The organism is Gilliamella sp. CG13 (assembly GCF_046635805.1).
GTDB classification, from domain to species: domain Bacteria; phylum Pseudomonadota; class Gammaproteobacteria; order Enterobacterales; family Orbaceae; genus Gilliamella; species Gilliamella apicola_I.
The window spans coordinates 138706-164195 of the sequence record NZ_JBIDFM010000001.1; the positions used below are offsets into that span (position 1 = coordinate 138706).

At 35.0% G+C, this 25490-nt stretch carries 23 protein-coding genes; 5 read left to right on the top strand and 18 right to left on the bottom strand.

Features of this window, described 5'->3' with window-relative positions; translation table 11 throughout:
* The first annotated feature begins 288 nt into the window (after positions 1-288).
* The 5 genes from ACGH6R_RS00655 to ACGH6R_RS00675 all read left to right on the top strand — a co-directional run bounded on the left by ACGH6R_RS00655 (position 289) and on the right by ACGH6R_RS00675 (position 3400).
* Positions 289-732, top strand: a complete 444-nt coding sequence (locus tag ACGH6R_RS00655; protein WP_411598604.1) for a hypothetical protein — start codon at positions 289-291, stop codon at positions 730-732.
* A gap of 284 nt (positions 733-1016) precedes the next feature.
* The gene (locus tag ACGH6R_RS00660) at positions 1017-1478 is read left to right on the top strand and encodes a hypothetical protein (RefSeq protein WP_411598605.1); all 462 of its coding nucleotides are present in this window, start codon (positions 1017-1019) and stop codon (positions 1476-1478) included.
* A 52-nt stretch (positions 1479-1530) separates the two neighbouring features.
* Positions 1531-1938, top strand: coding sequence for a hypothetical protein (locus ACGH6R_RS00665; protein WP_411598606.1), 408 nt, complete (start codon positions 1531-1533; stop codon positions 1936-1938).
* A gap of 86 nt (positions 1939-2024) precedes the next feature.
* Positions 2025-2789 carry a hypothetical protein gene (locus ACGH6R_RS00670; RefSeq protein WP_411598607.1) on the top strand — a complete coding sequence of 255 codons (765 nt, stop codon included), beginning with the start codon at positions 2025-2027 and terminating at the stop codon, positions 2787-2789.
* Positions 2790-2791: 2 nt separating this feature from the next.
* Positions 2792-3400 (top strand): hypothetical protein, encoded by a 609-nt coding sequence (locus ACGH6R_RS00675; protein WP_411598608.1) that lies wholly within the window; start codon positions 2792-2794, stop codon positions 3398-3400.
* A 547-nt stretch (positions 3401-3947) separates the two neighbouring features.
* Here ACGH6R_RS00675 and ACGH6R_RS00680 read toward each other — a convergent pair.
* The 18 genes from ACGH6R_RS00680 to ACGH6R_RS00765 all read right to left on the bottom strand — a co-directional run bounded on the left by ACGH6R_RS00680 (position 3948) and on the right by ACGH6R_RS00765 (position 25363).
* Positions 3948-4070, bottom strand: a complete 123-nt coding sequence (locus tag ACGH6R_RS00680; protein WP_411598609.1) for a hypothetical protein — start codon at positions 4068-4070, stop codon at positions 3948-3950.
* A 54-nt stretch (positions 4071-4124) separates the two neighbouring features.
* A complete protein-coding gene (locus ACGH6R_RS00685) occupies positions 4125-4793 on the bottom strand; it encodes a hypothetical protein (protein ID WP_411598610.1) in 669 nt (222 codons plus the stop codon).
* 27 nt (positions 4794-4820) lie between these two features.
* Positions 4821-5489: a hypothetical protein gene (locus ACGH6R_RS00690; protein WP_411598611.1), complete on the bottom strand. Its 669-nt coding sequence runs from the start codon at positions 5487-5489 to the stop codon at positions 4821-4823.
* A 54-nt stretch (positions 5490-5543) separates the two neighbouring features.
* Positions 5544-6206, bottom strand: coding sequence for a hypothetical protein (locus ACGH6R_RS00695; RefSeq protein WP_411598612.1), 663 nt, complete (start codon positions 6204-6206; stop codon positions 5544-5546).
* Between the two features lie 18 nt (positions 6207-6224).
* Positions 6225-10928 (bottom strand): toxin VasX, encoded by a 4704-nt coding sequence (locus ACGH6R_RS00700; protein ID WP_411598613.1) that lies wholly within the window; start codon positions 10926-10928, stop codon positions 6225-6227.
* A gap of 611 nt (positions 10929-11539) precedes the next feature.
* Positions 11540-11791 (bottom strand): hypothetical protein, encoded by a 252-nt coding sequence (locus ACGH6R_RS00705; protein ID WP_411598614.1) that lies wholly within the window; start codon positions 11789-11791, stop codon positions 11540-11542.
* A 25-nt stretch (positions 11792-11816) separates the two neighbouring features.
* The gene (locus tag ACGH6R_RS00710; protein ID WP_411598615.1) at positions 11817-12485 is read right to left on the bottom strand and encodes a hypothetical protein; all 669 of its coding nucleotides are present in this window, start codon (positions 12483-12485) and stop codon (positions 11817-11819) included.
* Positions 12486-12683: 198 nt separating this feature from the next.
* Complete coding sequence (locus tag ACGH6R_RS00715; protein ID WP_411598616.1) at positions 12684-13352, bottom strand: hypothetical protein; 669 nt, start codon at positions 13350-13352, stop codon at positions 12684-12686.
* Between the two features lie 46 nt (positions 13353-13398).
* A complete protein-coding gene (locus ACGH6R_RS00720) occupies positions 13399-13533 on the bottom strand; it encodes a hypothetical protein (protein WP_411598617.1) in 135 nt (44 codons plus the stop codon).
* Positions 13534-13556: 23 nt separating this feature from the next.
* Positions 13557-14225, bottom strand: coding sequence for a hypothetical protein (locus ACGH6R_RS00725; protein ID WP_411598618.1), 669 nt, complete (start codon positions 14223-14225; stop codon positions 13557-13559).
* Positions 14226-14250: 25 nt separating this feature from the next.
* A complete protein-coding gene (locus ACGH6R_RS00730) occupies positions 14251-14910 on the bottom strand; it encodes a hypothetical protein (protein ID WP_411598619.1) in 660 nt (219 codons plus the stop codon).
* A 46-nt stretch (positions 14911-14956) separates the two neighbouring features.
* A complete protein-coding gene (locus tag ACGH6R_RS00735; RefSeq protein WP_411598620.1) occupies positions 14957-15082 on the bottom strand; it encodes a hypothetical protein in 126 nt (41 codons plus the stop codon).
* Positions 15083-15114: 32 nt separating this feature from the next.
* Positions 15115-15783, bottom strand: a complete 669-nt coding sequence (locus ACGH6R_RS00740) for a hypothetical protein (protein WP_411598621.1) — start codon at positions 15781-15783, stop codon at positions 15115-15117.
* Positions 15784-15800: 17 nt separating this feature from the next.
* Entirely contained in the window at positions 15801-15953 is a 153-nt protein-coding gene (locus ACGH6R_RS00745; protein WP_411598622.1) for a hypothetical protein, read from the bottom strand.
* Between the two features lie 28 nt (positions 15954-15981).
* A complete protein-coding gene (locus ACGH6R_RS00750) occupies positions 15982-16647 on the bottom strand; it encodes a hypothetical protein (RefSeq protein ID WP_411598623.1) in 666 nt (221 codons plus the stop codon).
* 21 nt (positions 16648-16668) lie between these two features.
* Positions 16669-19917: a hypothetical protein gene (locus ACGH6R_RS00755; protein WP_411598624.1), complete on the bottom strand. Its 3249-nt coding sequence runs from the start codon at positions 19915-19917 to the stop codon at positions 16669-16671.
* A gap of 34 nt (positions 19918-19951) precedes the next feature.
* A complete protein-coding gene (locus ACGH6R_RS00760) occupies positions 19952-20617 on the bottom strand; it encodes a hypothetical protein (RefSeq protein WP_411598625.1) in 666 nt (221 codons plus the stop codon).
* Between the two features lie 21 nt (positions 20618-20638).
* A complete protein-coding gene (locus ACGH6R_RS00765; protein ID WP_411598626.1) occupies positions 20639-25363 on the bottom strand; it encodes a toxin VasX in 4725 nt (1574 codons plus the stop codon).
* Positions 25364-25490: the final 127 nt, after the last annotated feature.

Genomic DNA, 25490 nt, shown 5'->3' on the forward strand with positions numbered 1-25490 from the left:
CATCAAAACAAGCACTAAGATTTTTATTTGATCATGCTGTTGTATTTATTGCTATGGTTTTAACCCTGATAATATTATACTTTCAAGCTGGACTAGCAAAAAAACTAAAAATAAAAAAGAATTAATTTTAAATAATATTAACAGGTTAATTTAATGGTAAAAGGAAACAATTTTAAATTAAAAATAATATTACTAATCCTTTTGTCTTTGGCTAACATAGCATGTAGTCAAAAAATATAAAATCAACCAGCAGTTACTCAAACAATCCCACAGCAAAATTTTAATACTATGGTTTATCAACTTATTAACTTGTTTAATGAAAAGGATTTTAAAGGAATTAACCAATATATTCATAAGGATATAGGTCTTTTCATTGTATATAATGCGAGTACCAGCCCCACAATAAGAAGCATTGAACAATTTAAATCGAATAATAAAATCATTGAAAATACAATACCGTCTTGGGTAGAAGATGAATTGCTAGCGTTTTCAATATCTGGCAATCCTAAAATACAATATGAACAATATCCTACCTTTGATCCATGTAGTGAAAAAGTCACTAAACTTGGTCTGTATGCCAATCCAAAAGAAAGTAATATTGACGCTTTAAAAATAGCGCTTGATTATTATCATTGGGAATTAAAACACTATCAATTTGAAAAAAGACTAGTTTGGCAGGAGTATCAAGCCATTGCCGATAAAATAGCCCCTAAAACAGTGAAAGTTGTTTAGATAGAAAACTTTCCAGGTATATTACCAAGGGATGAAAAAAATATGTTCATATTTTATCTAACTCAATTAGATAATAAATGGTATTTAACAATTCTAGATTTTTATACTATGGATTGCAGTGCGTAAAATGCGGGATAATAAAAAAATGTATTCACAAAAATTGTTATTATTCAGAGTAATTGATTGATTAAAAATCCACATTAAATGAAAAATAAACAATTCAATATTACCTGAAATAAAGTATACTCTTGCCATAAGATGTGATAAACGCAACGGAAAGATTGATGAAATATTTATTATATATAACATTACTTATTTTTAGCCTTTCCTGTGTGGGTACAACTATAAAACCAGTCCCTATTGCGAATAAACTAAAAATTACCGATCAAATAGAATTAATCTTCTTAACTTATAATGAAGAATTCAATCTTTATTCAGATCCAAGATTAATTAAAAATGGGATTACATCTAAAATCAAAGGATATGATGATGATGACCAATATACCGGTATTGACTCAATAAATATTAAAATATCTGAAAATAAACATTATGTTAAAATGGATGCGATTATCAAAGGTTATGTTGAAATATCAGACAATGAGCGATGGCTACACGAAAACTATCAATGTGTCATTATCGATATCAAAAAATCAAAAGTTGTCTGGTCTGGGGTGCAAAAGTGTGACGGAGAGTGGAAAGGTAATCAATGGATAAGTCATGAACAAGTCGAATTTAATGGCAAATAAAGTTTAAGTTCGAAAGAAGATAAACAGCTAAAAAACATGGAAAATTTAAAAGATGAGTAATGCTAAAAAAAATTTATATTTACTAGTCGCAATAGTATTCATTTCATGTTCATGTAATTCAAGTTTGGCTGACGAAAATAAACGCGATTTTAGTCAAACTTTATCCACTGATAAAGCCTTATGTCAAAAACCGATAAAAGAATACTTTCCAAATGGAACATTAAAATTATCAGGTTGCCAAGGAATTTATAATGGAACAGGAATTCAAGTTGGATTATGGAGCAAATATAATCAAAAAGGCGAATTGATCGAAACGACGTATTACCACCCCGACGAGTTTGGAAAAGACTACAAAATTATTACGCAATATGAAAAAAATAAAATCATCTCGAAAAAAATATACAACTTTGATGATTTGTACGAAGTTGAGTTAAAAGAACTTTCAACTATACCTAAATAATAATTCAATGCTTGGATATTAATCCAATCAATAGATTAATCTTAATATAAAAGCATGATAAAAAATAACAATGTAGATTGGAAATAATGAATAAAATTTTAATACTAATAACAAGCCTATTAATAACCTTCTCGTGCCAAGCACAAGATGAGATAACCAATATGACTAAGTCATGTCATGATTTAAAATTTCGAAATCTCATTTATTACCAAATGTGTTTAGATTGGCATTTAAGTGCAAACGATATTTTAGAGATTACGCAAAATAAGCACGAAGAATATTTACCCGATGATGTTAATTTTGAACATTATTATGGTTTTACCCCTGATGGTATCTATATTAAAGCTGAATTAACCAAAAATAATAAACTTTATGATATCCTGTTAGGTTCGCAATCATGGTTTTTACTTACCGATAAGCACACTGAACAATCACAACTATATTCTTACCGAGATCCTAAACATTCCCGATACTTTCTAGGGGACTTTGTCACCGAAGCATTAGTCGAACAACATCCTGAGTTAGAAGAACGATACAAACAACATTATCAATCAGCAATTAATACTATTTTGCAATATCAACCAACGACCTTAAAAGATTTTAATGGTCATTATAGTTCGACATATTTAACACTTACTATTCATGATACTAAGATTAAACTTAATACGCTTGATTACGATTTACCGTTATACCTAAAAAACGACGTCAGTCTTTGCGCCTATCAAGGATTAGCAAAAGAACAAACCCAAGGCAATTTTATCTTTAACCTGTTTATTAAGGATAAAAGATATTATTTTCAATCACCTAACTTTATGGATAATAAAATGACTGAAGTTTATAAAAAAGATTAAAAATGAAGAAACATATCCTTCTTTTTCTGTTTTTTATGCTAATTGTCATCGGTAGTTCAAATGGCAGTACGAAAAATACCACCATTCAACATACTTTGCCTTTTACATCTGATGGTTTAAAAAGTTATTATTCTTATGACGAAAATACGGGGACTTATAAAATAAATGCTCAATTTTTGGAAAAAAAAGAATTTACCCAATCAGAAAAAAATATTAAGCCTAAAAATTTTCAGGATTATTATTCAACATCAAAATATTATTACCCAGTGTTAGACGTTTCAATTGGTTTACAAAGAGTGACAGGGATTATATACGAAGGATGGGTAGAGTCAGAATATCCCTGCTTATTTTTTCAAATAAACAGTTATGATCATGCAGGAAATAGGATTGATGCTTTATTAATAGACCATAGATTCACATTCGAAGTCACCTATTGGAATGATTTTGCCATTGATGAAAATGGAAATATATTCATTCAAGAATATTCTAAAAATAAGGTTTCAATTGATGATAACGGAAATATTATCAAACACACCACAATACCTAAAATAGAGTCACATTTATTAAAATTTAAAATCAATAAAAATGGCAATTTTGAATTAATCCATTAAAAGAATAGGAAAATGAAGATGAAACAATACTGGTTTTATTGCTAACTGTTTTTTTAATATATCCGTTTCTGATGCACAGATAAAAGAATTTTTATTTCAACAAACGGTCAATGAAGTTATTAATGCTTATAACCAAAAAGATAATGCAAGGTTCAATCAATTATCCAAAGTCCAAACATTAGAACCCATTACCCGCAAAGTGATTTTGGTTTCTGACTTAAAACCTGAAAAAGATAAAATATTTTGGGGTAAAACTTTTATTTTTTACTTATCTTGGATTGAAGGCAAATGGTATTTAACGATGATTGATTTTGCGCTGACTGATTGCAGTGCTTAATAATAGGTGTTATTTTGACATTCATTTTCATCCCTTTTTGATGAGATTGGAAAAGATGATAGATTGCTAATCAGGATAGCGCTAAATTAAGTCCATTATTGGTCATTGCTAGTCGAAGCGATTTCACCTTTAAAATAGTGAATTATGTCAGCATTTATTCCTATTTTTAGATATCCTACTGCCAAACATATTGCTTTATTGCCCGTTTGATTAATTGTAATCGTTTTCAGTTTGTGCGCAGGCTTTATAATCGTTCATATCGCAACCCGCTAGTAACATCAAGAGTGTAAATCCACTGCCTAATAAGGATTTTTTCAAAAATAGTGTTTTCATATAAAATGTCTATTAAGGTTGCAATATAACTTATCGTTATAAATAATTTTTTATTTATAAAACAAGTCTACCACTTTCACCTGCCGTCAATCGTAAACTATTGTCACTACTTACATTATAGTAGTGGATTCCTTCTGCCAGTTCTTTTCCGGTAACTGCGGCTTCCATGCTGCCATATCCTTTGTATAAACGATAAATCTCTGGATTTTTTATCCAGTTCGGGACGTTTTCCATATGGTAGCTAAACGATACCATCCGTTTTCCTTGCATTTGATTATCAACGTCAAGTATTTTTTCAACTACAACACGTCCAAAACAGAAATTGGTTCCACCCCACCATTTTTTATCAACATATTTTAGCCCTTCATCGGTCAAATTATAGCGATATAAAGGTTTATCGCCGTCATAACCTATCAGCTCTTCGGTAAATAACCCCTCTTTAGCATACAAGGATAGCTTTAGATTGAGTTCATTATTGGCATAAATTTTGTCATGAGGATCGTCGGGATCAATTTCTCCTTCTAAATAGTGAATAGTATAAGGGTACATATCTGGAAATATTTTTCCGACCCGTAAGCATACAGCCCTGTTGCCTGATTTATTTTTATAATCATTTTCGCTTTGTATACGGGTTTTATAATCGTTCATATCGCAACCCGTTAGTAACATTAAGAGTGTAAGTCCACTACCTAATAAGGATTTTTTTAAATATTGTGTCTTCATATTACGTTACCACTAATTACAATGACATCATAAATATAAACTACCACTTTCACCTGCCGTCAATCGTAAACTATTGTCACTACTTACATTATAGTAGTGGACACCTTCTGCCTGCTCATTTCCGGTTACTGCGGCTTCCATGCTGCCATATCCTTTATATAGACGATAAATCTCTGGATTTTTTATCCAATTCGGGACGTTTTCCATATGGTAACTAAACGATACCATCCGTTTTCCTTTCATTTGATTATCAACGTCCAGTATTTTTTCAACTACAACACGACCAAAACAGAAATTGGTTCCACCCCACCAATCTCTATCAAGATATTTTAACGCTTCATCAGTTAAATTATAGCGATACAGGGGTTTATCACCGTCATAGCCAACCAGCTCTTCGGTAAATAATCCCTCTTTGGCATACAAGGATAGTTTTAGATTAAGTTCATTATTGGCATAAATTTTGTCATGAGGATCATCGGGATCAATTTCCCCTTCTAAATAGTGAATGGTATAAGGGTACATATCTGGAAATATTTGTCCCACCCGTAAACATACTGCTTTATTACCCGTTTTATTATTATAATCATTTTCGTTTTGTATACGGGTTTTATAATCGTTCATATCGCAACCCGTTAGTAACATTAAGAGTGTCAGTCCACTGCTTAACAAGGATTTTTTTAAATACTGTGTTTTCATACTTTATGTCTGTTTAGATTAGTACATAACTTATCGTTGTGAATAATTTATTAATTATAAAATATATCCACCACTTTCACCTGCCGTTAATCGTAAACTATTGTCACTGCCTACATTATAGTAGTGGACACCTTCCGCCGGTTCTTTTCCAGTTACAGCTGCTTCCATGCTGCCATATCCTTTATATAGACGATAAATCTCTGGATTTTTTATCCAGTTCGGAACGTTTTCCATATGGTAACTAAACGATACCATCCGTTTTCCTTTCATTTGATTATCAACGTCCAGTATTTTTTCAACTACAACACGTCCAAAACAGAAATTGGTCCCACCCCACCAATCAACATATTTTAACCCTTCATCAGTTAAATTATAGCGATATAAGGGTTTATCACCATCATAGCCCACCAGCTCTTCGGTAAATAATCCCTCTTTGGCATACAGGGATAGTTTTAAGTTGAGTTTATTATTCCGTCTTATTTTATCATGAGGATCATTTGGATCGATTTCCCCTTCTAAATAGTGAATGGTATAAGGGTACATATCTGGAAATATTTTTCCAACCCATAAGCATACTGCTTTATTACCCGTTTTATTATTATAATCGTTTTCGTTTTGTATACGGGTTTTATAATCGTTCATATCGCAACCCGTTAGTAACATTAGGAGTGTAAGTCCACTACCTAATAAGGATTTTTTCAAAAATAGCGTTTTCATAATTTGTTCCTTTTTGGATTATTCTGTTTTTCCGGCTTCACTCACTTCTTTCCAGTAGGATTCAAACCAAGTGACAGCTTCAAATTGATAGGTAAGCAGATACGGGTATTGTGGTTTGCCATAACTGTCGGTTTTGCCTTTTGGAAAGTACTGAATACTGCAAATAGCTTCAAATTCGCCGATAACTCTACCCAACATCTGATTAATCATAAATAATCCAATTGTCGGCTCTTTATTTTGGGAATTATTCAGTATATCTTCCAATTTAGTGTTTTCTTTTTCCACAAAATTCTTATTATCCGTTTTTTTAGCCGGCGTCGGTTCAACTTTTTGTTGCATCTCAAGCCAATATTTTAACTTATCGTTTGCATTAACTTTAAAAAAACGATAATGTTCTTGATTCTTATTCCTTGTCATGCTGTCATTAACCAACTGAAAATAATCAGGATTAGCTTTTTCTTCTTTAATTACAAGTTCTTCTTCACCATGACTGACATTTAATACAGTAATCAATTCTGCTTTACGATGCCGTATAATGACTTTACCGTCAAAAGTAGACTTTTCTCTGTCAAAATCCGGTAATTGCATCACTAAATGTAAATTGTGTTTTTTGCGATCTTTGGATGCGTTGATCTGTTCAATGATTTCTCTCTGATCATCTGTCCCCCAATTGACGATTGGCAATTTTTTTCGATTCGCATTATTTGATTTTTTATTCTTTGCTTCTTTATCAAGGTCCTGCAATTTGACCACGTAATGCGCCGTACGGCAAAAGCCTTTACGTGATGCTAGATAAAAATCTTGTTCTGACAGGTAGTTACCCGTATCACTGATTGGGTACGGCGGATAAAGATCGTTTCGGTTAAAATTACCGAAAATTGAGCGATTAAGCCATTTTTCCATTTCGTCCCATTCCGTGCCGTCATCATAACTGCCAAACAGAAAATTGATAATCATAGGCGCTAATAGTAAAACAATGCACCACGGTCCAGAAATCGCAAAAAATAATCCAATTCCTGCAGCAACAAAACCAATCGTTGATGTCAGTAGATAGCTTAGTGCATTGGTATCGCCACGTTTTATGGCGTTAAAAGCACGACATAAATCACCAAAACTATCTATTAGATTAACGACTTTGGCAATGCCCCCTATTGCTTTGCTGGCTTGACCTAACGCACTGAGTATCTTCGCCAGATTATCGTTACGTGCTGTAAACAACGCGGCCAACTTAATGCCACTCAATATGGTGTCGGATAACGTTAAGACAAGGTCAAAATGCGCTCTATGCAATGATTTAGAAAGTTTGTCTATCAATGCCGAATCGCCTAGCTCTTCAAGTCGTTTCTCTAAAGACGTGATTTGCAGATATTGAAATGCCAGGCTTAATACATTTATTGCCCCTGATAGCGACGTATCATACACTTGTTGTCGTATTTTCTTTTCTTTTTGGTATTCTGCGATAAAGAGTTCGGACTCTTCAACTAAGGTAATATCATAAAATTGTTTAACTTTTGCTTTTCCTCGTAAATTTGATATGCGATCATTAAACGCACATCGTTTTTGTTCGCTATCAAAGGTGATGATCATATCAAATTCGACATAATCTCGTTTTGCTTGAGTTAAATCAAATGCATTTAATGTGAATTTTTTGCTTGTCGCTGAATAGTCCGATCGGATCGTTTTTCCACCTGTGGTGATAAGGTTATTTTCTTTAGAAAAAACAATTGGTGCTGATTCACCCAGATTATCGATAAAATTCGGTATATCCCTCACGGATACTTTCAATTTATATTGTTGATGCACACCCGTTGAATACATATTCAACGCTTTAACCAAATGTTTATTAGTGATTTCTTTTTCAAGATTATAGATGTCTTTATTAGCAAGCGTTTTTGCAATGTTGCTCATCGATAATTTGATCAACTCTTCTTTAACATAGGCAGCAATTGTTACGTTTTCTTTGATTTTTAAATTGCTAATGGCTTGGGCGTATTTAACGGCACTGTTTACTTTTGAAAGTGGATTATTAATTTTAGTTGATCTGTTGTCGGCACCGCTATTTTGGTTTGCGAGTATTTCTTTTACATCTTCTGTTAATTGCCTGTCAGCTTCGTCCACATTACCTGACGCAACATTAAACAGCGAATATTTATTGCCTTCAATAAAATGATGATAAATACTGTTTTCGTAGTTGATCAACTTTGTCCATAATTCGGATTGCTGTTCTAAGTAAAAACTGCCGTTAAAATCAGTATCTAAAATCATTAATAAACTGGTTAATGCATTAATATGCCGGTCTGACGTGTCAGGGTCGCACTCTTTTAACCAAAACTGTGTTGGGTTATTTTCGCCAAATAACCATATTAAATAAGTAAAATAGTCTTGTGATACGTTTTTTACATAATCGGTTAAATTTTTATGAAGCTGTTTGTTTAATTGCTCATATTTATTTAAGGAATCTGCATTGATATGTTTGTCTGCTTTCTTCTTCCATTGTTTATCTTTATTCCATTTGGCAACGTTTTCTTTCGCGTTAGGAAATTTTACCGCAACGACATCATGCTTAATCATATTAAGGTTTAATGCGTCAGGCTTTTGTTTATAAATAGCGAAGATTTGTTGTTTTTGTTCATCTGTCAGTTCAATGACTTCATAATCACCTAATGGTGGATTAGTTACGCCAGTACGACCAAATCCTTTTTCTTTGACTAATCGAAAATAGTAGTAGCGTCCAACCATTGACAATGCATTTTGATATGTCGGACCATGATAGTTGAGTTGATTTTCCATACAGAATTCTTGTTCACCTACCACATCAACAATAATCAATGGATCGAGTGCTTTTTCGTGATCTTTGCCCATCCCCGGTTGATTACCCGGCGATAGTTTAGTTTTAGCTTGAGAGTTTGCTTGATTTCTTTCTCTGACGTCGATCAGATCTGGCAACGTACCTTGCGGCGGTACTTTCCTATGAAATCCAAATAACACACATTCTGTCGGAGATTCCATTTGATCATTCAAAATCTGTTTATAACTTTCGATGCTGTTATATTGATTACGTGCATAACTGGTTTCGGGTTTAAAATAAAGTAATGGTTTTTTATAGGCATCACTTTTCTGTTTATCAAAGTACTCTTCAATCGCTTTTTTTCTTGAACTAAACAAATATGATGTAAAATGAGCATCAAATGTATTGATTGTTGTTTCTAACCAATCAGCCGGAGGGAACTTTAATCGTAAGTAATCAGGAAGTCGATGAACATTTTTATACCGTTTGTTATATTCCAAATCAATCAAATTTTCTGAATAAAAAGATTGAATAATGCTTGGGTCTATTTCATCATCAATTTCGTCTTTTTCTTCCAGAATTATCTGGTTAACCGTTTTGCCTAAATTTGATTGCAATCTTTTTTGAATAGCAATAATTTGTTCTTGACTGTTCCCTGCCAAACCATCGATGACAGGTGCTAATAGCTGTCTGCGCTGAACGGCAAGTTCTTCAGCTATCCCTAAGCTGTCTTCAACTATGATAACGCCGATTTCGCTCGTTTTGTAATTCGAGTTATCGTAAGCTTCGCCTTTATAGCCGTCTATTGTTTTGACGAAATCATTATTGAGTCCACCAACGTCTTTTTTTAAGGTATTAAACTGACTGGCTGAGCAAAATATCTTACGGTAGTTTTCTATTATGCTTGATTCGGTGTTTTCAAGCTGATTTTTTAAATCGTAATTTTGTGCATAAAAACTGCCTTTGGCTATTTCTTTATTTAATTTGGTATCTTTTATACCAATCGAAGGGGATTGGGTTTGTGCTTGTGAATTGCCGTTTTTAGATGCATTTTTTTGTGCTTCAATTTGCTCTTCTATTGATTTTTGACGTCTGTCATCCAGCTGTTTATTATTAAAATAGTCAAGTACTTCATGTTTATTGCATTCCATTTCCAATAGATAGCGTTTTGTCACTTTTACTTGTTCTTCGCCTTCAACAAACGGGGTTGATTTGATAGGCACGCGCGTAAAATCACTAAATGAAAAGCTACGTTCACCCTTATCCGTTAACAATGATGGCACGGTTTGCGTTAAATCAACTACCGTAAAACGATTATCTCGGTCTTTTTTGTTTTTACGGTAGTGATCCACTACTTCTTTATCCCAACGGTAAGGACTGTAGGCTATCCACGCTTTGTCATAGATTTTATTGTCCAGCGTGATAAATTTGGCTTTAAATTGATGTCCATCTAAGACACAGTTTTCTGGTAATTCTTTTGGTCTAGTGCCTTTAACGTCACGAAACTCTCTTAATCGAAAAGCGCCAGATTTTGTCACTTCAAACACTTTGACTTTTAATAAATTTAAATTAGTACCTTTCCACCCTTTAGCCGATTTATTTTTTTGAAGCAAGATATAGACATAACCTTCACGTAAAGTTCGATAAACATAGCTAAAGTGCTTAAAGGAGGTAGTCGGCTCGTGATTTTTTAGTGGCAACATACCAGTTTCCCAAATATTGGCTTCGCTATTTTTAAAAAATTTAGGCACTACACTTTTTCGAACTAAAAATAGCGGAAATCCCGTTCGTTGACAGGCGCCACATTTTCCGCTACTTAGCGCCATGTTTTCTTTCGCTTCGTGTACTAGTTCGGTTGTGGCAACAGGGGCATCGGTGTTCGATTGAATGTCGTTATCGTTAAAATCCGTATTGGAATTGTTATTTGTTTCCATTATATCCACTCATTTATTTATACTATTTATATTTTGTCTATTAGTCATTCACGCAATTCATTTGGTAAAAACAATGAATAAAACCTAAAATTTTTGATATTAAATTATTTAGAATAAGATCATTATCAAATAGTTATCTTTTACTGATTGTTTTTGTTCAAATTTTATCAAAAAATTAATCGCAATGACGCATTAATATATTCTAATGTCAAATTACATGCTTCTATTCACATAATTTTTAATCGCAACAAGATGAATTAATTCACAAAATCCTTACATCATCTTCTAAAAATTAAATCTTATTTAGTTTTATTAAGTTTTATCTAAGATGCATTGTATTGGTAATCAAAATATGTTCGTAAAAGTTACGTGTTTTTTAGTCACTTTGCAAGTTTTTTTTACAAAAAAATTCAAATTAAATTATAAAGATATATCACAAATCAAATGACAGATTTACGTAAGTTTCAGCCCTTGAAGCTTTGTAAATCAAGCTCATATTCATTTACAATTACATAAAATTTCACACTTATTACTTTTTAAAGGTAAGATTTATTGAAGGGATAATCTATTCTTAAGTAAGTAGCTATACTTTGGCTAGTGCAAGGATAGCTTTATGTTGCAGAAATTTTTTTAAAGGTATCTTTGGGGTTTATCTCACCTTCAAGATAGTGAATGGTATAGGGATACATATCATTAAATAGCTTGCCAACTCTTAAGCAGATAGCTCTATTACCACTGGGATTATTTCGGTCATTTTCTTTTTGTATTCGGGTTTTATAGTCAGTGTTATCACAACCGGTTAATAGCGATAATAGGATTAAACTGCAACTTAACAGTAAGTGTTTTATCTTTTTATTGTTCATTATCATTATCTGTTTTTTTATTTAGCTATAAAAAATAGGAACCACTTTCACCTACACTTAATTTTAAAGTGCCATCACTCTTTTTAGAATAATAGTGAATTCCTTCTGCTAGCTCATTGCCTGTCACTGCTGCTTCCATACTGCCATATCCTGGGTATAAGCGATAAATCTCTGGGTTTTTTATCCAGTTAGGCACGTTATCCATATGGTAACTAAATCTAACCATTGGTTTATCTTTCCATTGATTATCCACTTTCAATATTTTTTCCACTACTATTCGTCCAAAACAAAAATTGGTACCCCTTAGCCATTTTCTATCGAGATATTTGCGCCCCTCATCGGTCAAATCATAACGATATAACGGTTTATCACCGTCATATCCAACCAGTTCCTCGGTAAATAATCCTTCTTTGGCAAACAGCGCCAATCGTTGATTTAGTTTATGATTGATATAAATGGGATCTTGGTAATCCATATCTTTATCATAACCAGCCATATATTTTATTGTATAGGGATACATATCATTAAATAGTTTGCCAACTCTTAAGCAAATTGCTTTATTACCATTGGGATTATTTCGATCATTTTCTTTTTGTATTCGGGCTTTATAATCAGTGTTATCACAACCGGTTAATAGCGATAATAGGATTAAACTGCAACTTAACAGTAAGTGTTTTATCTTTTTATTGTTCATTAAAGGTTCCTGCTTATTTAATTAGTTTATGTTTACGGCGCTACCAACATTATCGACCAGCTCATCTAACCAACTGACCACCTTATATTGATAAGAAAGCAGATAAGGGAACGCTTTATTGCCTTGGTTGTTAGTGTCATAACTTAATTGATAATGCGTTAAATTATTTATTTTTAAACAAGCAATTTAATGATAAATTTATAAAACATATTTACCGCTTTCCGCTACAGATAACCTTAAGGTACCATCACTTTTAATGCTATAGTAATGAGCCCCCCTTGCAGGTTTATTTCCTGTCACTGCCGCTTCCATACTGCCAAAACCTTTATATAAACGATAAATCTCTGGATTTTTTATCCAGTTAGGCACATTGTCCATATGGTAATTAAATACAACCTTTGGTTTATCTTTCCATTGACGGTCAACGCTCAATATTTTGTCAACCACCACTCGACCAAAACAAAAATTGGTGCCACCCCACCATTTTTGATCAATATATTTACGTCCTTCATCGGTCAAATCATAACGATATAGCGGTTGATCACCCTCATAACCCACTAACTCTTCGGTAAATAGCCCTTCTTTGGCATACAGCGCTAATCGGTAATTTAATTTATGATTAACATAAATAGGATCTTTATAATTCAGATCTTTATGATAACCTGCCATATATTTTATTGTATAAGGATACATATCTTTATAAATTTCACCCACATCCAAGCAAACAGCTCTATTACCATTGGGATTAATGTTGTCATTTTCTTCCTGAATTCGAGTTTTATAATCGGTGTTATCACAACCGGTTAGTAGTGATAATAGAATTAAACTGCAACTTAACAGCGAGTGTTTTATTTTTTGATTGTTCATTAACATTACCTGTTTTTTTATTCGTTTATTTTATGACCTGACCACGCTATCGACCAACTAAGTTTTCAAACCAGCTAACCACCTTATATTGATAAGAAAGCAGATAAGGGAACGCTTTATTACCTTGGTTTTCGGTGTCATAACTTAATTGATAATGCGTAAATTTTTTATTTTTAAACAAGTAACTTAATGATTAAAATAAATTTACAAAACAAGTCCACCACTTACACCACGAGATAATTTTAAGGTACCATCACTTTTTATGCTGTAGTAATGAATGCCCTTTGCGGGTTTATTGCCTGTGACTACCGTTTCCATGCTGCCAAAACCTTTATATAAGCGATAAATCTCTGGATTTTTTATCCAGTTAGGCACATTATCCATATGGTAACTAAATATCACCATTGGTTTATCTTTCCATTGATTATCCACTTTCACTATTTTTTCCACCACCACTCGACCAAAACAGAAATTGGTACCACCCCACCATCTTTTATCAATATATTTACGTCCTTCATCGGTCAAATCATAACGATACAGTGGTTTATCACCATCATAACCGACTAATGCTTCGGAAAATAACCCTTCTTTGGCATACAAGGATAGTTTTAAATTAAGATCATTATTTGCAGCAATTTTATCCCATGGATCTTCTGGATCTATCTCTCCTTCCAGATATTGAATCGTGTAGGGATACATATTATTGAATAGTTTGCCTGCTCTTAAGCAAACAGCTCTATTACCATTGGGATTAATGTTGTCATTTTCTTCCTGAATTCGGGTTTTATAATCAGTGTTATCACAACCCGTCAGTAGCGATAAGAGGATTAAACTGCAACTTAACAGTGAGTGTTTTATCTTTTTATTGTTCATTATCATTGCCTGTTTTTTTATTTAGTTATAAAAGATATGAACCACTTACACCTACTCTTAATTTTAAGGTACCGTCACTTTTTATGCTGTAGTAATGAATGCCATTTACCGGCTTGTTTCCTGTTACATCATCCTCAATATTTTTATACAAGCTATAAATTTCTTTATTTTTTATCCAATTTGGCACATTTTCCATATGGTAACTAAATATCACCATTGGCTTATCTTTCCATTGATGATCCACTTTCACTATTTTATCCACTACTACGCGACCAAAACAGAAATTGGTGCCACCCCACCATTTTTTATCTATATATTTACGTCCTTCATCGGTTAAATCATAACGATACAGCGGTTGATCACCGTCATAACCCACTAACTCTTCAGTAAATAATCCTTCTTTGGCATACAACGCTAATCGGTAATTTAATTTATGATTGATATAAATGGGATCTTGATAATCCATATCTTTATGATAACCTGCCATATATTTAATCGTATAGGGATACATATCTTTATAAATTTCACCCACTTCTAGACAGAAAGCTCTATTACCATTGGGATTAATGTTGTCATTTTCTTCTTGAATTCGGGTTTTATAATCGGTGTTATCACAACCCGTCAGTAGCGATAAGAGGATTAAACTGCAACTTAACAGTGAGTGTTTTATCTTTTGATTGTTCATTAACATTACCTGTTTTTTTATTCGTTTATTTTATGACTTGACCACGCTATCGACCAACTAAGTTTTCAAACCAGCTAACCACCTTATATTGATAAGAAAGCAGATAAGGGAACGCTTTATTGCCTTGGTTGTTAGTGTGATAACTTAATTGATAATACGCTAAATTATTCATTTTAAACAAGCAAATTAATGATTAAAATAAATTTATAAAACAAGTCCGCCACTTGCTCCAACAGATAATTTTAATGTACCATCACTTTTTATGCTGTAGTAATGAATGCCCTTTGCTGGTTTATTGCCTGTCACTGCTGCCTCCATACTGCCAAAACCTTTATATAAGCGATAAATCTCCGGATTTTTTATCCAGTTAGGCACATTGTCCATATGGTAACTAAATATCACCATTGGCTTATCTTTCCATTGATGATCAACGTTCAATATTTTGTCCACTACCACTCGACCAAAACAGAAATTAGTACCGCCTCGCCATTTTTTATCTATATATTTACGCCCTTCATCGGTTAAATCATAACGATACAGCGGTTTATCACCATCATAACCGACTAATTCTTCGGTAAATAAGCCTTCTTTGGCATACAAGGATAATTTTAAATTAAGTCTATTATTTGCAGCTATTTTATCCCACTGATCTTTGGGATTTATCTCGCCTTCAAGATAGTGAATGGTATATGGATACATATTACTAAATAGCTTGCCAACTCTTAAGCAAACAGCTCTATTACCATTGGGATTAATGTTGTCATTTTCTTCTTGAATTCGGGTTTTATAATCGGTGTTATCACAACCCGTCAGTAGCGATAAGAGGATTAAACTGCAACTTAAGAGTGAGTGTTTTATCTTTTTATTGTTCATTATCATTACCTGTTTTTTTATTCGTTTATTCTTACGGTGCTACCGACATTATCGACCAACTCCTCTAACCAGCTGACCACCTTATATTGATAGGAAAGTAGATAAGGGAACGCTTGATTACCTTGGCTGTTTGTTTCAATTTTGAGTAAAAAGCGTGCTGTATAATTCATGTTTCAAACAAGTAACCTAATGATAAATTTATAATACATATGAACCACTTACGCCTACACGCAAGCGTAAAGTTCCATCACTCTTTTTAGAATAATAGTGAATTCCTTCTGCTAGCTCATTTCCTGTCACTGCTGCTTCCATACTGCCATATCCCGGATATAAGCGATAAATCTCTGGATTTTTTATCCAGTTAGGCACGTTATCCATATGGTAACTAAATATCACCATTGGTTTATCTTTCCATTGATTATCCACTTTTAATATTTTTTCCACCACTACACGTCCAAAACAGAAATTAGTACCCGCCCATCTGTTATCCAGATATTTGCGTCCTTCATCGGTTAAATCATAACGATACAGTGGTTTATCGCCGTCATAGCCCACTAATTCCTCGGTAAATAATCCTTCTTTCGCATATAGTGCTAATCGATGATTTAATTTATGATTGACATAAATAGGATCCCTATAGTACATGTCTTTATGATAACCAGGTATATATTTTATGGTATAGGGATACATATCACTTTCTAGATTATTTACATACAGACAAATAGCTCTGTTTCCACTTGGATTATTTCGGTCATTTTCTTTTTGAATTCGGGTTTTATAGTCGGTATTATCACAACCGGTTAATAGCGATAATAGGATTAAACTGCAACTTAACAGTAAGTGTTTTATCTTTTTATTGTTCATTAAAGGTACCTGCTTATTTAATTAGTTTATCTTTACAGCGTTACCGACATTATCGACCAACTCACCTAACCAGCTGACCACTTTATATTGATAAGAAAGTAGATAAGGAAACGCTTTATTGCCATATCTGTCTGTGTCGCCTTCCGGCAAATATTCAAAAGTACAAATCACTTCAAAATTATCCACTACTCGACCTAATAATTGATTAATAGAAAATAAGCCAACGTTAATTTTCTTTGCTTTTTGTGAATTATGTAATAGTGACTCAAGTTGACTGTTAGTGTCGGATACTACTTTTTGCGCCGGTGATTGATTATTGCATATATCTTGCATTTGATACCATAATTGATTAGCTGTGTTGTTTTCATTTTTACTTTCTTGGTTTTGCGCGTTTTCTTCATCATCCTCATTTTCAGAAATCTCATTAAAATATTGATAGATTTCTTGTTTTTTATCTCTAATCATTTCATTGTTGGATATTTCAAAGTATTTGCCATTGACCTGAACGGTTTCAATCTTTAATGCTTTTTCACTATCACTCACAGCTAATATGGTCTCCATTTCGCCTTCAGCATGGCGGATCACTACTTTACCTTTAAATTTAGCTTTGTCTCTGACAAAATCCGGTAATTGCATCACCAAATGTAGATTGTACTTGGTGCCTGATTTTGCGCCTTTTATCTGTTCACCGATTTCTGTCTGATCGTCCGTTCCCCAATCAATCGTGAATGATTTTTTTGTGTGAAGTCTATTTGCATTTTTGTTCATTGCCTCGGTAACAAGGTCTTTCAACTTAACTTCGTAATGCGCTGTACGACAAAATCCTTTGCGTGACGCTAAATAAAAATCTTGTTCGGACAAGTAGTTACCTGTATCACTGATTGGGTATGGCGGAAACAAGTCAACACGGCTAAACTTGCCAAATATTGAGCGGTTGATCCATTTTTCCATTTCGTCCCATTCACTGGCGTCATCGTAGGTGCCAAACAGAAAATTGATGATATGCGGTGCCAGCATTAAGGCAATACCCCATGGTCCTGACAGCCCTAACATTAACCCAATTCCGGCTGCCGCAAAACCAATGATCGACGTCACCACGTAAACCACTGAACCGGTATCCCCCCGTGCCAGTGCTTTAAATGCTTTGCCCAGCTCGCCGATACTATCCACTAAGGCAAGCACCTTAGCCACGCCCCCAATGACTGCACCGGCTTTGTTCAGTTTCTTGAGAATTTTTGACAGGTTGTCACCACGTTCACCAAATAAGGCGACCAGTTTTGTCCCCGTGATAATGGCTTCTGATACCGATAAGGCAATATCAAGGTGTGTTCTGAATATCGCTTTTGATACTTTATCAAGCAAGGCTGAATCCGTTAATGTTTTAAGTTTTTTGTTTAACTCGCTAATTTGAATAAATTGATAGGTTAGCGTGAGAACATTAACGACACCTGTTGCTGAAGTGTCTAACACTTCTTTTCGCCAATTTTGTTCTGCCCCAAATTTCGCGGCTTGTAGTTCTTCATATTCAATCGCTTTTACGTCTTCGAATGCATCAACGTTGGCAGTGCCACGGCTGGTGGTCTTTTTGCTTTCAAAGTCAAGTCGTTCAATGTCATTTTCGAAGGTGAGCAGTATATCAAACTCGACAAATTGCCCTGTCGCTCTGGTTATGTCGCGTCCTCTTAGGGTAAACCGGTCACGGGTTGCCGAATAACGCCCACGAATACGGTCGCCTGCGGTGGTAACCAGATTACCACCGTGCTGATTTGGGTAGACCACCTTGGCTGAACTGCCCAGTTTGTCTAAAAAATCCTGTAAATTGGTTACCGGTACTTTTACGCGATAGCTCCCGTGACTTGCGGTGGTAAACATGTTCATCGCTCTGATAAGGTGCTGATTGGTCACCGGCCTGCTTAAATTATAAGTTCCATTATGTGAAAGCGTTTTCGCTACATTGGTCATGGAGAGTTTGACCAGCTCTTCGGTTAAATACGCCCCCACTTTGACATTGTTAGGTAGTTTTAGATTACTGATCGGATCGATATAATCCGTTAAGGTATTAACACCGGACAGCGGATTATCAACGTCGGTTGTGTCTTGTTCTTGCCCTGCCTCTTGATTTGCCATTATCGCTTTGACATCTTCAGTTAATTGCAGGTCGGCTTCAGCCACATTACCCGAAGCCACATTGAACAGTGAATATGGATGACCTTCAAGAAAATGACGATAAATACTTTGTTTATTGTTGATTAATAATGACCATAGCCAAGCTTGCTCATCAAGGTATAGATTACCGGTAAAATCACTGTCTAAAATAACCAATAAGCTGTTTAAGGCATTAATATGCCGGTCTGACGTGTCGGGTGTACATTCTTTTAACCAAAATTGCACGGGGTTATGATCGCCAAATAACCATATTAAATAGGTAAAATAGTCCTTCGATACATTTTTTACATAGTTAGTTAAGTTGTTATAAAGCTGCTTATCAAGTTGTTGATATTTTTGTAGGGTATCATCATTAACACGTTGACCATGTTTGTCTTTCCAAGCTTGATTCTTTTTCCATTCAGCTACGCTTTCTTTGGCATTCGGGAATTTTACGGCAATGACATCAAGATTATCCATTAAAACATCTTGCGCTTCCTGACTGTTTTTAAAAATTGTCAGAATTTGTGCTTTTTGGTTTTTAGTTAAATAAATAGGGACATAATCACCCAGTGGTGGCGTATTGTCCGAATTGACACTGCTTAAACTGACTTGACTGACAAACCTAAAATAGAAAAATTTAGCCACTTCGTTTAAACCGGTATAAGCAGGGACAGCAATGGTAAAATTTTGTTCTTTGGCAAACTCTTTATCACCCACTACGTAGGTGACAAGAATATCATCCATCTCGTCTTGAGATGCATTACCGGAATAAGGCTGTTTTGTTAAATACTCTTTTGCTTGCTGCTCTGCATATTTTTTTAACTGTTGGCTGTATCTCGCATCAGGATCAAAAAAGGCAAATAATACACATTCTGAGCCGTCCTGAATCTGATTCTCACTTTTTAAAATATCTTTATAACTTTCAATACTGGTATATTGATTACGCGCGTAACTGGTTTCGGGTTTGAAGTATAGTAAGGGTTTATTCTTGGCATAGGTTATCTGTTTATTAAAGTAATCTTCAATGGCCTTTTTGCGTGGCCCCATGACATTCGCCTTTACATTCGACATCACTTGGTTGTCTGTTTCAATTTTGAGTAAAAAGCGTGTCGTATAATTCATGTTTTAAACAAATAACCCAATAATGATAAGAAAGTTATAAAACATACTTACCACTTACGCCTACACGCAAGCGTAAAGTTCCATCACTCTTTTTAGAATAATAGTGAATTCCTTCTGCTAGCTCATTGCCTGTCACTGCTGCTTCCATACTACCATAGCCCGGATATAATCGATAAATCTCTGGATTTTTTATCCAGTTAGGCACGTTATCCATATGGTAACTAAATATCACCATTGGTTTATCTTTCCATTGATTATCCACTTCCAATATTTTCTCCACCACTACACGTCCAAAACAGAAATTTGTGCCAGCCCATCTTTTATCCAGATATTTGCGCCCTTCATCAGTCAAGTTATAACGATACAAAGGTTTATCGCCGTCATAACCTACTAACTCCTCAGTAAATAGCCCTTCTTTGGCATACAGGGATAATTTTAAATTAAGTCTTTTATTCTGCTTAATTTTATCATACGGATCTTCGGGGTTTATCTCGCCTTCCAAATATTGTATGGTATAAGGATACATATCACTTTTCAGATTATTCACATACAGACAAATAGCTCTGTTTCCATTCGGATTATTTCGGTCATTTTCTTTTTGTATTCGGGCTTTATAATCAGTGTTATCACAACCGGTTAATAGCGATAATAGGATTAAACTGCAACTTAACAGTAAGTGTTTTATCTTTTTATTGTTCATTAAAGGTTCCTGCTTATTTAATTAGTTTATGTTTACGGCGCTACCAACATTATCGACCAGCTCACCTAACCAGCTGACCACTTTATATTGATAAGAAAGTAGATAAGGAAAGGCTTTATTACCATATCTGTCTGTGTTGCCCTCCGGCAAATATTCAAAAGTACAAATCACTTCAAAATTATTCACGACTCGACCTAATAATTGATTAATAGAAAATAAACCGACTTCAATTTCTTTCACGGGTTGTGTTTTGTCTAATAGTGATTCAAGTTGGCTGTTAGTGTCTGATACTACTTTTTGCGCCGGTGATTGATTGTTACAAATATCTTGCATTTGATACCATAATTGATTAGCTGTGTTTTTTTCATTAACATCTTCTTCATTTGTATTATTTCCGGATGAATCTTGATAATAATCATATTCTTCTTTTTTTCCACTTCTTACCATATCATTATTGACAATTTCAAAGTATTTAGCGTTCAGCTGGACGGTCTTAATTTTTAATCCTTCTCCTCCATGACTGACAGCTAATATGGTCTCCATTTCACCTTCAGCATGGCGGATCACTACTTTACCTTTAAATTTAGCTTTGTCTCTAACAAAATCCGGTAATTGCATCACCAAATGTAGATTGTACTTGGTGCCTGATTTTGCTCCTTTTATCTGTTCACCGATTTCTGTCTGATCGTCCGTTCCCCAATCGATCGTGAATGATTTTTTTGTGTGAAGTCTATTTGCATTTTTGTTCATTGCCTCGGTAACAAGGTCTTTCAACTTAACTTCGTAATGTGCCGTGCGACAAAACCCTTTGCGTGACGCTAAATAAAAATCTTGTTCGGACAAGTAGTTACCTGTATCACTGATTGGGTATGGCGGAAACAAGTCAACACGGTTAAACTTGCCAAATATTGAGCGGTTGATCCATTTTTCCATTTCGTCCCATTCACTGGCGTCATCGTAGGTGCCAAACAGAAAATTGATGATATGCGGTGCCAACATTAAGGCAATGCCCCATGGTCCTGACAGCCCTAACATTAATCCGACAATACCAATGATTGACGTTACCGTATACACTACCGAACCGGTATCACCTCGAGCCAGTGCTTTAAATGCTTTGCCCAGCTCGCCGATACTATCTACTAAGGCAAGCACCTTAGCCGCTTTCGTAATCACTTCACCAGCTTTGTTCAGTTCTTTAAGAATTTTTAACAAGTTGTCGTTGCGTTCACCAAATAAGGCGACCAGTTTCGTCCCCGTGACAATGGCTTCTGATGCCGTTAAAGCAATATCAAGGTGTGTTCTGAATATCGCTTTAGATATTTTATCAATTAATGCCGAATCCGTTAATGTTTTGAGTCTTTCGTTTAACAGACTGATTTGAATAAATTGATAGGTCAGCGTGAGAACATTAACAATGCCCGTTGCTGAAGTGTCTAATACTTCTTTGCGCCAATTTTGTTCTGCCCCAAATTTCGCGGCTTGTAGTTCTTCATATTTAATGGCTTTTACATCTTTGAATGCATTAACGTTGGCAGTGCCACGGCTGGTGGTCTTTTTGCTTTCAAATTCAAGTCGTTCAATATCATTTTCGAAGGTGAGCAGTACATCAAACTCGACAAATTGCCCCGTCGCTCGGGTTATGTCGCGTCCTCTCAGAGTAAACTGGTCACGGGTTGCCGAATAACGCCCACGAATACGGTCGCCTGCGGTGGTAACCAGATTACCGCCGGGATGATTTGCGTAGACCACCTTGGCTGAACTGCCCAGATTGTTTAAAAAATCCTGTAAATTGGACACCGGTACTTTTACGCGATAGCTTCCGTGACTTGCGGTGGTAAACATGTTCATCGCTTGGATTAGGTGCTGATTGGCCACCGCAGTATTTAAATTATAAGTTCCACTATGTGAAAGCGTTTTCGCTATATTGGTCATGGAGAGTTTGACCAGCTCTTCGGTTAAATAAGCCCCCACTTTGACATTGCCAGGTAATTCTAGATTACTGATCGGATCAATATATTCCGTTAAGCTTATAATACCGGACAGCGGATTATCAACGTCGGTTGTGCCTTGTTCTTGCCCTGCCCCTTGATTTGCTATTATCGCTTTGACATTTTCAGTTAATTGCAGGTCGGCTTCAGCCACATTGCCCGAAGCCACATTGAACAGTGAATATGGATGACCTTCAAGAAAATGACGATAAATACTTTGTTCATTGTTGATTAATAATGACCATAGCATGGCTTGCTCATCAAGGTATAGATTACCGGTAAAATCACTGTCTAAAATAACCAATAAGCTGTTTAAGGCATTAATATGCCGGTCTGACGTGTCGGGTGTACATTCTTTTAACCAAAATTGCACGGGGTTATGATCGCCAAATAACCATAGCAGATACGTAAAATAGTCCTTCGATACATTTTTTACATAGTTAGTTAAGTTGTTATAAAGCTGTTTATCGAGTTGTTGATATTTTTGTAGGGTATCATCATTAACACGTTGACCATGTTTGTCTTTCCAAGCTTGATTTTTTTTCCATTCGGCAACACATTCTTTGGCATTCGGGAATTTTACGGCAATGACATCAAGATTATCCATTAAAACATCTTGCGCTTCCTGACTATTTTTAAAAATTGTCAGAATTTGTGCTTTTTGGTTTTTAGTTAAATAAATAGGAACATAATCACCCAGTGGTGGCGTATTGTCCGAATTGACACTGCTTAAACTGACTTGACTGACAAACCTAAAATAGAAAAATTTAGCCACTTCGTTTAAACCGGTATAAGCAGGGACAGCAATGGTAAAATTTTGTTCTTTGGCAAACTCTTTATCACCCACTACGTAGGTAACAAGAATATCATCCATCTCGTCTTGAGATGCATTACCGGAATAAGGCTGTTTTGTTAAATACTCTTTTGCTTGCTGCTCTGCATATTTTTTTAGCTGTTGGCTGTATCTCGCATCAGGATCAAAAAAGGCAAATAATACACATTCTGAGCCGTCCTGAATCTGATTCTCACTTTTTAAAATATCTTTATAACTTTCAATACTGGTATATTGATTACGCGCGTAACTGGTTTCGGGTTTGAAGTATAGTAAGGGTTTATTCTTGGCATAGGTTATCTGTTTATTAAAGTAATCTTCAATGGCCTTTTTGCGTGGCCCCATGACATTCGCCTTTACATTCGACATCACTTGATTGACTTTTCTTTCTAACCAGTACCCAACAGGCCATACATACCGCAAATATTCAGGGATGCGATTGACATATTGGTATTGTTTGTTGTAGTCCAAATCAATTAGGTTTTCGGTATAAAAGGATTGAATAATGCTTGGGTCTATTTCGTCACCAATCTCGTCTTTTCCTTCCAGTATCAAATCTTTAACGGTTTTGCCTAAATTGGCTTGTAACCTTTTTTGAATGGCAAGGGTTTGTTCTTGACTGCGACCGGCTAAACCATCCACCACCGGTGACAATAGCTGTCTGCGCTGAACGGCAAGCTCTTCAGCTATCCCTAAGCTGTCTTCAACTAAGATAACGCCGATTTCGGCCGTTTTGTAATTCGAGTTATCGTAAGCTTCGCCTTTATAGCCGTCTATTGTTTTGCTGAAATCGTCATTGAGTCCACCGACTTCTTTTTTTAAGGTATTAAACTGACTGGCTGAGCAAAATAGTTTACGGTAGTTTTGCAGTATGCTTGCTTCGGTGTTTTCAAGCTGATTTTTTAAATCGTAATTTTGTGCATAAAAACTGCCTTTAGCTATTTCTTTATTTAATTTGGTATCTTTTATGCCAACCGAAGCAGGTTTGCTTTGTGCCTGTGTGTTGCTGTTTTGGGATGCATTTTTTTGTGCTTTGTCTTGTTCTTCTTTTGATTTTTGACGTCTTGCATCTAGCTGTTCTTTATTGAAATAATCCAGCACTTCTTGTTTATTGCATTCCATTTCCAGCAGATAGCGTTTTGTCGGACCTTCAACTGCTGTTGTTGATTCACTCTCTTGTTTTTCGCCTTCAACAGGCGCTGCTTTGACAGGCTCTCGAGTAAAATCGCTGAATGAAAAGCTACGTTCCCCATTAGCCGTTAACTTTGATGGCTCGGTTTGTGTTAAATCAACCACCGTGAAACGTTCATTTCGGTCGTCTTCATTTTTGCGGTAGTGCTCCACCACGTCTTTATCCCAACGGTAAGGACTGTAGGCTATCCACGCTTTGTCATAAATTTTGTTGTCCAGCGTGATAAATTTAGCTTTAAATTGGTGCCCTTCTGTAATACAGCTTTCCGGTAGCTCTTTTGGTCTGGTGCCTTTAACGTCACGAAACTCTCTTAATCGAAAAGCGCCAGATTTTGTCACTTCAAACACTTTGACTTTTAATAAATTTAGATCGGTACCTTGCCACCCTTTTGCCGATTTATTTTTTTGAAGCAAGATATAGACATAACCTTCACGTAAAGTTCGATAAACATAGCTAAAGTGCGTAAAGGCGGTAGTCGGCTCGTGATTTTTTAGTGGCAACATGCCACTTTCCCAAATATTGGTTTCGCTATTTTTAAAAAATTTAGGCACCACACTTTTTCGAACTAAAAATAGCGGAAATCCCGTTCGCTGACAGGCGCCACATTTTCCGTTACTTAGCGCCATGTTTTCTTTCGCTTCGTGTATGAGTTCGGTTGTGACAACAGGGGCATCGGTGTTCGATTGAATGTCGTTGTCGTTGAAATCGGTATTGGAATTGTTATTTGTTTCCATTTTTCCACTCATTTTTATGTAAATTTATTTTTATTTTAAAAATTAATCATATTGAGGTTTTTGTATTTTTAAATGACATACTACTCATTGATGGGTATGCAATATTTAATTACAAAACACTTAATTG